Below are 12,234 nucleotides of genomic sequence, written 5' to 3'. Positions count from 1 at the left end.
TGAGTCTCATCAGCGAGCAGTTCTACTCGGACGCGACGTTGTACGACTGGTTGTTCCCCGGAAGTGCGCAGGCTGTCGACTTCTACAGGTCTGCGGCCGATCGGCAAGGCGGACGTGTCTTGGAGCTCGGGTGCGGTACCTCGTGGGTCCAGCCGGCGTCACGGGCTTGATCGGCCAGCCGGGCGGCGGCCTCGGTGATCCGGGGTGCTTTCAGCGCGGCGGCCAGATAGGTGATCTGCTTGAGTGCCTCCGTGGCCGCAGCGGCGTTCCTCGTTGATTTGGTGGCGGCCATCAGCTGATTCCTTCCTCGGCGGTGAGCCCGAAGGCGCGGTCGTAGTCGGCGAGATCGCGGGCCAGATCATCACCGGCGGCCGCGACACCCCCGACGGCACGGGGTTGCTGGAACTGTTTGCGCAGCCAGGCGGCTGTCTGAACGTGGCCGGGGTCGGTGACGGTGGTTCCTCTGGCCCAGACCCGGCAGTGTTCGGCCACGACGCGGCCTTCGGCGCGGACCCGCACCCGTTCCAGGTCTGCGGCGACGTCGACCATCCGGCCGATCACGGCTGGATCGACGGAGTAGTCGTTGGTGTCGAGCCGGACGTAGTAATCGCGGGCCAGCCGGATCTTGTTGCGCCAGCCCAGGTGCAGCGGGATCGGCGGCAACGCCAGCATCGCCGCCCGATCCGTGTCGACCAGATCGGCCGGTGCGGCCTTGATCATGCGGACCACCCGGGCGTTCGCCTTCGTCAGCCAGTCGGTGAACTGGGCGTTGAAATCTGCCGGTGAACTGAACGTCCGGCCGGGCATGAACGAGGTCTCGAACCAGCCGTTGCGGCGCTCCACGATGCCCTTGGATTCAGGGTCTCTGGGCGGCAGCAGCACGAGTTTGGTGGCCAGCGTGCCCATGAACGCCCCAACGCCTTCGGCGCGACGCTGCCCGCGGCCGATGCCGGGTTCGTTGTCCCAGATCAGCCGGCGCGGAACCCGGCCCAGTTGCTGGATCAGCTCCCACGACCCCAGCAGCAGGTCCTCGGTCTTGCGGGTCGGGATCATCCGCGCCGTCACGAACCTCGAATACGCGGCCGTGATCACCAGCACCGGCAACAACTTCGCGCTGCCGTCTTCCAACGGGATCTTCCGCGGCGGGAACCACAAATCACACTGCGCGGCATCACCAGCCGCCCACACGATCCGGTCGACCGGATCGATCGGCCGCTGCTCGGGCCGCAACCGCGCCACGTTCTCGCGGAACCACCGGATCGATCCGGTCCACCCGTCGAGTGCTCACTTTTCACCGCCGAAAGTGTTCAGTTTTCGAGCGCCGCCGACACCGCTGAACTGCGGCAATGCCGGCTAACTCATCTCGGGCACCAGCCACGGGCCTCGTCCGCATCGAGCAACTCTCGACGACGGGCCACGATGATCGTTCCCTGCCAGTTGCGTCAGGTCATGGTAGGTGTACGAAACCTACATAGTTTGTGTTGGCGGGGCCTGGGCGGGTGGTTCCGTCGCGGGTCCAGCCGTGGTGTTTGTAGAAGCGGATTGCGCGGGAGTTTCGCTCCCAGACGTCGACCTCGCCTACGGCGTCAGCGTGGCGGGTGGTGGTGAGGAAACGGTCCATCAGGGTGCTGCCGATGCCGCTCGACCAATTGCTTGGGTCGACGAAGATGCCGACCAGGCGGACGCGCGTTTCGTTCGGCGCATTCGTTGGGAAGACTCCGTTGGCGTCCAGCGTGAGTACACCGGTGATGTCAGCGCCTACGACCGCTACGAGGACCTCGAGGCGAGGATCCAGCACCATCTTCCGCCACGCTTCGCGGTACTGATCGTCAGGGACCGCTGGTACGTCATGACCGCCGGCGCCGTAGTACGCAGCCCGCGAGCGGGCATGCAGCTCCGCGAGCACATCGGCCTCCCCCGGCGCTGCGTCTCGAATGCAGACTGGGGCGCCGGTTGGGAAGGAACCTTTCACAGTTGTCAGCCTGGCACACTCACAGGTTGTACCGCGGTTGTCGGATGAAGCGTGGTTGGTTCGTTGAGTGGTTGAAGAGCCGGATATGGGTTCAAGAGTTGAGGAGAAGTGTGATGACGCGAGCGTTTCGGTTTGGGGTTGTTGCGCCGATTACTTCGGAGCTGCCGGCGTGGCGGGATCGGGTGCGGCGGATCGCTGATCTCGGGTACTCGACGTTGTTGATGCCCGACGTACCCACGTGGCAGCCTGCACTTGCGCCTACGCTGGCGACCGCGGCTGCGTTGACTGATCTGCGGGTCGGGTCGTGGGTGTACGCGGCGGCGCTGCGTGAGCCGTTGAGTATGGCGTGGGAGGCGCACTCGCTTTCAGTACTTACGGACGGTCGCTTCGAGATGGGCATCGGCGCCGGGCGCCCCGGGATCGAGGTGGAGTTGGGACTGCCCGCCGTCTCCCCCGCTGAGCGTCGCACGAGGATGCGCGAGACCGTCGAGCAGCTGCGTACGTTCGACGGATCCGAGCTGCACACGCCGGTTGTCATGGCGGTCGCCGGGCCGAAGTCGCAGGCGCTGGCGCTCGAGGTCGCTGACGCGGTCACGTTCGTACTCGGACCGGACAACGACCGGGCGGAAACCACGAAGATGGTCCGCGGGTTTTCGACCAGCCGGGACATCGAACTCTCCCAGCACATCGCCGCCGTCGGTGACGGGGTCGCGCCGTTCATGGCGCCGCCCGACCTCGACACCGCGGCGCTGCGCACGGCCGACTCGCTCGTCATCCTTCCGAGTGATCCCGCCGCGGCCGCCGAGGAGATCGAACGCCGGCGTGAGGAGATCGGCTTCTCGTACTTCGTCATCGGCGCCGACTTCGCCGACACCCTCGCACCGGTCGTGGCTAAGCTCGCCGGACAGTAGGCAGGAAGGGCCCCTAGAGTTCCGGCATGGTTGCCCAGATCCCGATCGCAGTCGCTGCTCTTGTACGGGACGGTCTGGTGCTCCTGGTGCATCGCCACCCGGCGCGCCAGAACTATCCCGATTGCTGGGACCTGGTCGGCGGGCATGTCGACGCCGGCGAGTTACCTGACCAGGCGGTACGCCGGGAATGCCTGGAAGAACTCGGCGTCCACATCCATGACGCCGTACCGTTCCCGATGACGATCAGCGACCCGGCGCTGCACATGTACGCGTTCGTCGTCACCCGCTGGGACGGCGAGCCCGTCAACGCCGAGCCCGACGAGCACGACGACCTCCGCTGGTTCCACCCCACCGATCTCGCCGACCTGAAGCTGGCCAATCCAGCCGGCCTGTCGAACATCCTGTCCGCCGTCCAAACAGCAACCGCTGCGAACCGTTGAGCCCTCAGAGCAGTTGCTTGCGGAGGAGCGTTATTCGGGTTTCGTAGCGGGTTATGGTGCCGTCGGGGCCTTCCTCGTCCCATGCACCGGGTTCGGTGCCGCTGACGACGTAGCCCAGGCGCTCGTACAAGGCGCGCGGACGGGAGCGGTTGTCGTCGACGCCTAGTTCGGCCCAGTGCAGGCCCCGGGCGCGGATTCGTTGTTCCAAGGCGTTGATGAGTAGGGTGCCGATGCCGCACGAGCGTAGTTCTGCCTGGACTGATAGTTGCCAGATGGTCGCTGCGCCAGGTGGTTTCGTATAGTCCGCTCCCCCGACGGCCACCGGTAGACCCGACGGTGTGCAGACCGCGAGGTAGTCGACTTCACCACGACGCCTACGCCGGATCGCCTCAGCTACAGCCGCCAGCGCCGTCGCATTCCCGTACCAGCTGCAGGCTGGCAGATCGTCCTCGGTGAGATCGCGCACGGTCAGCGGAACCACAACCTCGGCCATATCCAAAGCCTAGAACCCGTGTCTACCTGAATTCTTTCTGCAGCAGTTGCCGGGACGACGCGAACCCGAGCCTCTCGTACACAGCTACGGCTTTACGCCCGGAATGAACCGTCACATGACCGGCCCCGAGCTGGAACGCGTAATCGGCAGCGGCTCGGACGAGTGCCGAACCAATCCCCTTCCCACGTTCCTCAGGTACGACGAACACGCTCTGAATGTCGGCCGAGCGCCGGTTGGTGACCGTTGGCAATACGGATGTCCATTCAGCACGCCTCGAGTGCGAAGAAGATGAAGCTGATGAATCGGGCCGGATGTGGCACGCCCTCGGGGCGCAGTTCGAGCGGTGTATCCGCAGAGATCGGTGGCTCACTGATTGTCGAGATGCGGAAACCTGCCTGCGTGAACGCGTCGGACATCGCGTGGATCGGCCGGTGCCAGATCGTGTACGTGACGGTCCGACCGGCATGCTCGGCGTCGAACGAGAACTCGGCGACGTCGAAGTACTTGCCGTCAGGATTCAGCGCCGTATAGACGAACGGGTGATTGAGCGACAGGATCAGCCGGCCGCCTGGCTTCAGTACGCGGCGGAGTTCGGCGAGCGGTCCCGTCCAGTCCTTCAGATAGTGCAGGACAAGAGAGGCGACAACATCGTCGAAGGCGGCATCGTCGTACGGCAGCGGCTTGGCCAGGTCGGCAACCTGAAGGTCGACGTCGTCACCCAGCCTGCGCCGCGCCAGTTCGAGCATCGACGCACTCAGGTCGAAGCCGCTCACGATCGCACCCCGATCGCGGAGCGCCGCGGACAACGGACCGGAGCCACAGCCGGCGTCGAGGATCCGGCGCCCGTCCACGTCGCCTGCGAGGTCCAGCATCGCGGGTCGTTCGTAGTGGCCGTTGAGGAGGTTGACCTCGTTGTCGGCGGAGTACGCCGCGGCGAATTCGTCGTAGTCGGTCTTCGGCATCCAATCGCTCCTTCTACCGCGGTAGGACAACGATCAGTACGACGTCACGGCTCGTGGGATTGTTCAGCGTTCACGCCAGCGGAAGTCGCAGACCACGCCCCTATGATCGGACGGGAACGTGCCGTCGACAGCGTCACCCGCGAGTACCGCCGACTCGACGTTGACGAGCTGATCCTCGTGGCCGGGCCGGTAGAAGATGTGGTCGATGCGCTGGTCGACGAGTTCCGGACCGGCCGCGAGCGGAGCGGACGGATGGGTCGACGGCAGCGTCACCGCATCAGCCGCGCCGCCTCCGGCCAGCCAGGCGTCGATCATCACGTCCCGGAGCGGACGCAGTACGGCGCTGTCCGCCGCGGCGTTCAGGTCGCCCATCACGATCGACGGGCAGGGACCGTCGGTGGAGGGATCGGTGCCGAGGTCGGCGAGCAGCGCGGCCTGCGCCTTCCGGTCGTCGCTGTAGGTCGTCGCGTGTTCCATACAGGCCACGACGATCGGCAACGGCCCGGCCGGATGAGCCACCCGCGCCTTCAGCGCGACGGGATCCCACGAACGATGGCGGGCCGGCAGCGGAATCGCTTCGTGTTCGAGGATCGGCCATCGGCTCAGCAACGCGACGCCCAGCCGTACGCCGTCGTGGTCGGGCGTCATGACCGGCTCCGGCGTCCGCGGGTACGACGGTGACGCGAACACCGCATGGAATCCAAGCTTGTCGGCGAACTCGTCGGCCTGCGTGGTCGCATCCGTGGCCCAGACCTCCTGCAGCGCGATCACGTCCGGAGTGAACCGCTCGAGGGTCGCGAGGATCCCGGACTGCCGCTCCTGCCAGCGGGGACCGAAACGCCACCAGATGTTCCAGGTCATCGCACGAAGCTGAGGGTCGACCACGGCTGCTCCTTCGGCTCGGCTGCGCATCACTGGTACCCAGCACCTCGCAAGGCAACCGGCCACTCAGAACGCGCGGAACGTACGCCGGTACGCCGTCGGCGAGGTCTTGATGTGCTTCGCGAAGTGCTGGCGCATCGCGATCGACGTACCGAACCCGCAGTACCGCGCGATCTCCTCGATCGGCAGATCCGTTGTCTCGAGCAACTCCTGCGCGCGGTACACCCGCTGCCGCAACAACCATTGCAGTGGCGTGGTGCCGGTCTGTTCGCGGAATCGGCGGTTCACCGTGCGCGGGCTCGTACCGACGTACGAGGCGATCTCCGCCAACGTCACCTGCTCCCCCAGCCGTTCCCGCAGCCACCGCATCGCCGGCTCGAGCGATCCGTGGTCGTCGCCGGGGTCGGGGTGCGCGATGTACGGCGCCTGTCCCCCGTCGCGCTGCGGCGGTACGACCATGTGCCGGGCGACGTCCGCGGCGACGGCGGAGCCGAAGTCCTGACGGATCATATGCAGGCACATATCAATGCCACTGGCCGCGCCGGCCGAGGTCAGGACGTCGCCGTGGTCGATGAACAGTACGTCGGTGTCCACGTGGACCTGTGGATAACGTTCGGCCAGCACGTTCGCGCGGGACCAGTGTGTCGCCATCCGCCGGCCGTCGAGCAGGCCGGACGCTGCCATCACCCACGCACCTCCGGTGCTGATCGAAGCGATCCTGATCCCGCGACGATGTGCCTCGCGCAGCAGCTCCAGCCCTTCCGCCAACGGTTCGGGGTCACGCGGGGCGCCGATCACGACGATGGTGTCAGCGGTGAGCGCGTCGGCCAACGGGTACGGCGGCGTCATCCGGTACATCTCGACGCCGCCGACACCGGCCACGAGCAGGTCCCGACCGTTGCCGCAGACATGGATGTCGTACAGCCGCGGACCGAACAGTTCGCCCGGCTCCGTGTCGAGCGAGTGCGCCGTACTGAACACCTGCAACGGCATCGCCAGGTCGAAGCTGTGGATCCCGTCCACCACGACAACCGCGATCCGGTGCATGGCGAGAATCTATCGCAGACGGGCATTCTTGCCACTGTCATGGAGCGTGGACAGTCCGGACGATGGGGACATGGTGCTCAACGTCCTATTCACGGCCGGTGGGATCGGCCTGTTCGTCGCAATGGGCCTACTGACCCAGCGCCTCCTCGGTCCTGACGTCGACCGCTGGGCGCGGCGCGTCACCGCGGACGAGACGCCACGGGGCGCTGGGATCGGCGCGCGCCTCATCAGGGCGAGGCGCGAGGTGGTTGTCAGGCTTCGTCTAGGGCTGATCGGTAGGTCAGGAGGCCGTCGACGCCGCGGAGGAAGGTGGCGCAGATCGGTTCGGGGTCGGTCAGGCAGCCGGCGGCCATGGCGCCGTCGCGGAGCATGACGAAGTGGCGGGCGGCGGGTTCGGCGTCCGGTTTGCCGGTGGCGGCGAAGAGTTCGGTCATCGTGTCGAGGAACCACTGGCGGTGCTTGAGTACGGCCTGGTGGATCGGGAACTCCGGGTCCGGGTACTCCGCGGCGGCGTTGAGGAAGGCGCAGCCGCGGAAACCGGGGCTCCGGATGTCGGCCGCGATGAACTCGGCGACCGCGCGGATCACGTCGTCAGGGTCAGTGTGGCCGGCTCGTGCGGCGTCCACTCGCTCGCGGATCGTGTCGTCGGCCTGGGTCAGGTACGCGACGATCAGGTCGTCCTTGCTCGGGAAATGCCGGTACAGCGTGGCGCGCGTGACCTGCGCCTCGGCAATCACCCGGTCGACGCCGACCGCGTGGATGCCTTCGGCGTAGAAGAGTCCGGTGGCCGTGCTGAGCAGCCGCATCCGCGCTTCCGACATGTCGTCGACGGTAGCAGATAGAACGGTCGGTCTTGACGTCTTTGCGTTTGTTGGCGCAGACTCCGAGGTAGACCGATCGTTCTATCTACTGGAGATGCTGCCGTGAAGGCACTGCGAACGTTGTACTTCGTCCGCTTCGGATTCGCCCTCGTCTGGGCCGCGCTGACGCTGGCCGTCGCGAAGTCGATCAGCCCCGGAGTGACCGTGCTGCTCGTGCTCTACCCGCTGTTCGACGTCGCCGCGGCCGTGGTCGACTTCCGTACGTCGGGCAACGCCCGCCCGAAGTCCCCGCTCTACGTGAACATGGCCCTCAGCCTGCTCGCCGCGATCGCACTGGCCGTCGCATCCGGAATCCCCGGTGTACTACGCATCTGGGGCGCGTGGGCGATCACCGCAGGAATCGTGCAACTAGTGGTCGCCGTACTGCGCTACCGTCTCGGCGCCCAATGGCCGATGATCCTCGCCGGCGCCATCTCCGTACTCGCCGGCACCAGCTTCATCGCAATGGCGGGCTCAAACCCCTCCCTCCGAACCGTCGCCGGCTACGCCCTCCTCGGCGGCATCTTCTTCCTCATCTCCGCAACCCGCCTCACCCGAACCACTCCCCTAACTCACGTCTGAAAACGGGGAAGCCGGGCCAGCGTCCACGCCGTGGGCGGCGAAGGTGGTGTGGAGGGTGGGGAGGCCTTGGGGGAAGGTCCATTGTTCGGCTTTGAGGCCGGCGGTGCGGGCGGCGGTGATGTTGTGGGGGTTGTCGTCGATGAAGAGGATGGTGCTGGGGTGGGCGCCGATGCGGGCCGCGGCGCGGGTGAAGAATTCGGGGTTGGGTTTGGCGACGCCGAGGTCGTAGGAGTAGCAGCTCACGTCGAAGAGTTCGTCGTACCCGAGCACGGTGCGCATGTGCGTCCCGCGGTACGACTCCTGGTTCGTGCCGAGGTGTACGCCGTACCCGTTCCGCCGGAGTGTCCGCACGATCTCGAGTGACTCCTCGATCAGCACGATGTTCTTCCACACGGCGTCGTACACCTCGGTCACCGGTGTCCGTACGCCGTACCGCTCCAACGTCGCCGCCAGCACCGGCAGGTAGTCGCCCTGCCCCGCGAGCATCGGCAACTCGTCCTTCCACGTCTCGTGCAAGAACTCCCGCGCCCGCTCCCCCAGATACGGCTCCATCGCCGAATACCACCCACCCGGCAACTCCTGCAGCACCCCATCAGCATCGAACAACACGTGCTCGATCGGCATCAGCACCACCTCGGACGGGCGGGCTGTCACAGGACCAGCCTGAGACAACCCGCCGGCACTCACACAGTCTCCCAGGAGTCGAGGTCCTCCGCGCAATCGTCAGCCGACTCGTCCGGTACGTCGGCGTCCTCGGGAATCCCGTACAGCGCGGCGCGGATCTCCGGGGGGAGGTTGCACATCAGGAGGGGTCTTGGAGGAGGCCGAGGACGTTGCCGTCGGGGTCGGTGACGAGGGCTACCAGGCGGCCGTTGGAGACGTCGCGCGGTGGCTGCTTCAGGGTGCCGCCGGCCTCGACGATCGCCTTGATCCGGTCCTCGATGTCGGTCACGTGCCAGTGTGCGACCGGCGCGGTCATGTCGCTGTTCGGTACCAGGCCGATCTGCTGCCCGGCGGCCTCGAAACCGACGTAGTACGGCGAGTCCGCGACCGGCTCGACGCCGAGCAGCGCGGCGTACACCGGCTTGGCCTTCTCGAGGTCGGTCACCGGGTGCAGGATCGTCTGGACACCTTGCGTGCTGGTCATTTCGTCATCTCCTGTTTCTGGGCCGCAGCCCCTGACTTCCGATGACTCAACGCTATTTCCGCACCCGTACCGGCTGCTTCTCGATTCCTGATCAGTTGCCGCGGTGATGGTCGGCGAGCCGGGTGAGCAGGTCCATGAGCTGTTCCCGTTCGGCCGGGAGCAGCGGCGCGAGCAGCTCTTCGTGCAGGTCGTCGAGCACCTTGTCGAGCCGCCCCAGCTGACGGCGCCCCTGGGCAGTGATCGTGATGACGTTGCGCCGCCGGTCGCCCGGATCCGGCGCGCGCTCGACGAGGTGACGCTCCGCCAACTCGTTCAGTACTCCGACCATGTCGCTGCGATAAATGCCGGTACGCCGGCTCAACGTCGCCTGACTACCAGGACCGAACTCCTCCAGCGAGGCGAGCACCGCGTAGTGCCACCGCCGGGCATCGACCTTCGCCAGCCCGTCGGTCACCAGCCGATCCGACTGCATGGTCACATGCGACAGCAGCCGGCTGGCCCGCCGCCGGAGCCGCTCCGGCGTCTCCTGACCGGCGTCGTCGAGCATGTCCTCAGTCACGACGACTCACGCGACGTACTCCGCGAGATGCTTACCGGTCAGCGTCTTCGGCTTCTTGATCAGGTCGGCGGGCGTGCCCTCGAAAACGATCCTGCCCCCGTCGTGCCCGGCGCCCGGACCGAGATCGATGATCCAATCCGCGTGTGCCATCACCGCCTGGTGGTGCTCGATGACGATCACCGACTTACCGGAATCCACCAACCGGTCGAGCAGGGCGAGAAGCTGCTCGACGTCGGCCAGGTGCAGGCCCGTCGTCGGCTCGTCGAGGACGTAGATGCCGCCCTTCTCGCCCATGTGGGTCGCCAGCTTCAGTCGCTGCCGCTCGCCGCCGGACAGCGTGGTGAGCGGCTGGCCGAGCGAGATGTACCCGAGCCCGACGTCCGCCAGCCGTCCCAGGATCGCCGACGCGGCCGGCGTCCGCGCGTCGCCCTCGGCGAAGAACGGCAACGCCTCCGAGACCGGCATCGCCAGAACCTCGGCGATGTCGCGACCGCCGAACTTGTACTCCAGTACGGCGGCCTGGAACCGCCGCCCCTCGCACTCCTCACACGTCTGCTCGACGGTCGCCATCACGCCGAGCTCGGTATAGATCACGCCCGCGCCCTTGCACGCCGGGCAGGCGCCCTCGGAGTTCGCGCTGAACAGCGCCGGCTTCACGCCGTTCGCCTTGGCGAAGGCCTTCCGGATCGGCTCGAGCAGACCGGTGTACGTCGCCGGGTTCGACCGCCGGGATCCGCGGATCGCGCCCTGGTCGATCGCCACCACACCGTCGCGGCCCGCGATCGACCCGTGGATCAGCGAACTCTTCCCGGACCCCGCGACGCCGGTGACGACGGTCAGCACCCCGAGCGGTACGTCGACATCCACGTTCTGCAGGTTGTTCAGCGAGGCCCCGCGGACCTCCAGCACCGACGACGCCGTCCGGACCGACGGCTTGAGCGAAGCGCGGTCGTCGAGGTGCCGCCCGGTCAGCGTGTCGCTGGTCCGCAGCTTGTCGACGGTTCCCTCGAACACCACCTCGCCTCCGGCCGAGCCCGCGCCCGGGCCGAGGTCGATCACGTGGTCCGCGATCGCGATGGTCTCCGGCTTGTGCTCGACGACAAGCACCGTGTTGCCCTTGTCGCGCAACTGCAGCAGCAGCTCGTTCATCCGCTGGATGTCGTGCGGGTGCAGACCGATCGTCGGCTCGTCGAACACGTACGTCACGTCGGTCAGCGACGACCCGAGGTGCCGGATCATCTTGGTCCGCTGCGCCTCACCGCCCGACAGCGTCCCGGCCGGCCGGTCGAGCGAGAGATACCCGAGGCCGATGTCGACGAACGACTGCAGGGTCTCGCCCAGCGCCTTCAGCAGCGGCGCGACCGAAGGCGCCTTCAGCGAACGGATCCAGGCGGCCAGGTCGGTGATCTGCATCGCGGTCAGGTCCGCGATGTTCATCCCGTTGATCCTCGACGAGCGGGCCTCGGCGCCGAGCCGGGTGCCCTCGCAGTCCGGGCAGGTCGTGAACGTCACCGCGCGCTCCACGAACGCCCGCACGTGCGGCTGCATCGCGTCCACGTCCTTGGACAGATGCGAGCGCTGGATCGACGGGATGATGCCGGTGTAGGTGAGGTTGATGCCCTCGACCTTGATCTTGGTCGGCTCCCGGTACAGCAGGTCGTGCAGTTCCTTCTTGGTGTACTTCTTGATCGGCTTGTCCATGTTGAAGTAGCCGGAGCCGCGGAAGATCCGCCCGTACCAGCCGTCCATGCTGTAGCCGGGGATCGTCAGCGCGCCCTCGGCCAGGGACTTCTCGGCGTCGTACAGCGCGGTCAGGTCGAAGTCGGTGACCGAGCCCATGCCCTCGCAGCGTGGGCACATCCCGCCGGCGTACACGGCCTCCCGGACGACCTTCTTCTCCCCCGCACCCTTGTCCGCGGTCATCGAGCCGGTCGCGGTGCGCTTCGGAACGTTGAACGAGTACGCCGTCGGCGGGCCGATGTGTGGCTTTGCGATCCGGCTGAACAGGATCCGGAGCATCGCGTTCGCGTCGGTCGCCGTACCGACCGTGGACCGGGGGTTGGCGCCCATCCGCTCCTGGTCGACGATGATCGCGGTGGTGAGGCCGTCGAGTACGTCGACCTCGGGCCGCGCGAGCGACGGCATGAAGCCCTGGACGAACGCGCTGTACGTCTCGTTGATCAGCCGCTGCGACTCGGCCGCGATGGTGCCGAACACGAGCGAGCTCTTGCCCGACCCGGATACCCCGGTGAACGCGGTCAGCCGGCGTTTCGGGATCTCGACGCTGACGTCCTTCAGGTTGTTCACCCGGGCACCGGTGACCCGGATCATGTCGTGGCTGTCGGCAACGTGTTCGCGGCTCATGTCGTCCTCTCCCCG

General features: G+C 66.9%; 16 protein-coding genes. 3 read left to right on the top strand and 13 right to left on the bottom strand.

What is annotated here, in order from left to right:
• Positions 1-82: 82 nt before the first annotated feature.
• The 3 genes from FB475_RS30450 to FB475_RS30440 all read right to left on the bottom strand — a co-directional run bounded on the left by FB475_RS30450 (position 83) and on the right by FB475_RS30440 (position 1,906).
• A complete protein-coding gene (locus tag FB475_RS30450) occupies positions 83-292 on the bottom strand; it encodes a hypothetical protein (RefSeq protein ID WP_202878609.1) in 210 nt (69 codons plus the stop codon).
• Positions 292-1,239, bottom strand: coding sequence for a Mu transposase domain-containing protein (locus tag FB475_RS30445; protein ID WP_238332535.1), 948 nt, complete (start codon positions 1,237-1,239; stop codon positions 292-294). The genes FB475_RS30450 and FB475_RS30445 overlap by 1 nt, the downstream gene beginning before the upstream one ends.
• Before the next feature lie 208 nt (positions 1,240-1,447).
• Entirely contained in the window at positions 1,448-1,906 is a 459-nt protein-coding gene (locus FB475_RS30440; RefSeq protein WP_141860781.1) for a GNAT family N-acetyltransferase, read from the bottom strand.
• A gap of 179 nt (positions 1,907-2,085) precedes the next feature.
• Between FB475_RS30440 and FB475_RS30435 the strand changes: the two genes are divergently transcribed.
• Positions 2,086-2,883: an LLM class flavin-dependent oxidoreductase gene (locus tag FB475_RS30435; protein ID WP_141860780.1), complete on the top strand. Its 798-nt coding sequence runs from the start codon at positions 2,086-2,088 to the stop codon at positions 2,881-2,883.
• Between the two features lie 26 nt (positions 2,884-2,909).
• Positions 2,910-3,323 (top strand): NUDIX hydrolase, encoded by a 414-nt coding sequence (locus FB475_RS30430; protein ID WP_141860779.1) that lies wholly within the window; start codon positions 2,910-2,912, stop codon positions 3,321-3,323.
• 4 nt (positions 3,324-3,327) lie between these two features.
• On the opposite strand, the gene FB475_RS30425 is transcribed toward FB475_RS30430, so the two are convergent.
• The 6 genes from FB475_RS30425 to FB475_RS30400 form a co-directional block, all read right to left on the bottom strand.
• Entirely contained in the window at positions 3,328-3,816 is a 489-nt protein-coding gene (locus FB475_RS30425) for a GNAT family N-acetyltransferase (RefSeq protein WP_141860778.1), read from the bottom strand.
• Between the two features lie 22 nt (positions 3,817-3,838).
• A complete protein-coding gene (locus FB475_RS38475) occupies positions 3,839-4,186 on the bottom strand; it encodes a GNAT family N-acetyltransferase (RefSeq protein WP_141860776.1) in 348 nt (115 codons plus the stop codon).
• Positions 4,080-4,778, bottom strand: a complete 699-nt coding sequence (locus FB475_RS30415) for a class I SAM-dependent methyltransferase (protein ID WP_141860775.1) — start codon at positions 4,776-4,778, stop codon at positions 4,080-4,082. The genes FB475_RS38475 and FB475_RS30415 overlap by 107 nt, the downstream gene beginning before the upstream one ends.
• Positions 4,779-4,841: 63 nt before the next feature.
• Complete coding sequence (locus tag FB475_RS30410) at positions 4,842-5,663, bottom strand: endonuclease/exonuclease/phosphatase family protein (RefSeq protein ID WP_185759503.1); 822 nt, start codon at positions 5,661-5,663, stop codon at positions 4,842-4,844.
• Between the two features lie 63 nt (positions 5,664-5,726).
• Entirely contained in the window at positions 5,727-6,707 is a 981-nt protein-coding gene (locus FB475_RS30405; protein WP_141860771.1) for a GlxA family transcriptional regulator, read from the bottom strand.
• A gap of 251 nt (positions 6,708-6,958) precedes the next feature.
• Positions 6,959-7,528, bottom strand: a complete 570-nt coding sequence (locus FB475_RS30400; protein ID WP_141860769.1) for a TetR/AcrR family transcriptional regulator — start codon at positions 7,526-7,528, stop codon at positions 6,959-6,961.
• 102 nt (positions 7,529-7,630) lie between these two features.
• On the opposite strand from FB475_RS30400, the gene FB475_RS30395 reads away from it, so the two are divergent.
• Positions 7,631-8,149 (top strand): hypothetical protein, encoded by a 519-nt coding sequence (locus FB475_RS30395; protein WP_238332534.1) that lies wholly within the window; start codon positions 7,631-7,633, stop codon positions 8,147-8,149.
• On the opposite strand, the gene FB475_RS30390 is transcribed toward FB475_RS30395, so the two are convergent.
• The 4 genes from FB475_RS30390 to FB475_RS30375 all read right to left on the bottom strand — a co-directional run bounded on the left by FB475_RS30390 (position 8,135) and on the right by FB475_RS30375 (position 12,219).
• Positions 8,135-8,803 (bottom strand): HAD family hydrolase, encoded by a 669-nt coding sequence (locus tag FB475_RS30390; protein ID WP_238332533.1) that lies wholly within the window; start codon positions 8,801-8,803, stop codon positions 8,135-8,137. The genes FB475_RS30395 and FB475_RS30390 overlap by 15 nt on opposite strands.
• Before the next feature lie 148 nt (positions 8,804-8,951).
• The gene (locus FB475_RS30385) at positions 8,952-9,296 is read right to left on the bottom strand and encodes a VOC family protein (RefSeq protein WP_141860765.1); all 345 of its coding nucleotides are present in this window, start codon (positions 9,294-9,296) and stop codon (positions 8,952-8,954) included.
• A 91-nt stretch (positions 9,297-9,387) separates the two neighbouring features.
• Positions 9,388-9,855, bottom strand: coding sequence for a MarR family winged helix-turn-helix transcriptional regulator (locus FB475_RS30380; protein WP_238332532.1), 468 nt, complete (start codon positions 9,853-9,855; stop codon positions 9,388-9,390).
• Between the two features lie 6 nt (positions 9,856-9,861).
• Positions 9,862-12,219, bottom strand: coding sequence for an ATP-binding cassette domain-containing protein (locus tag FB475_RS30375; RefSeq protein WP_141860763.1), 2,358 nt, complete (start codon positions 12,217-12,219; stop codon positions 9,862-9,864).
• Positions 12,220-12,234: the final 15 nt, after the last annotated feature.

The sequence above is a fragment of the Kribbella jejuensis genome (assembly GCF_006715085.1).
In the GTDB taxonomy this organism is placed as follows: domain Bacteria; phylum Actinomycetota; class Actinomycetes; order Propionibacteriales; family Kribbellaceae; genus Kribbella; species Kribbella jejuensis.
The sequence above is the reverse complement of the archived record's forward strand: the minus strand, read 5'-3'. Positions and strand labels throughout refer to the sequence as shown.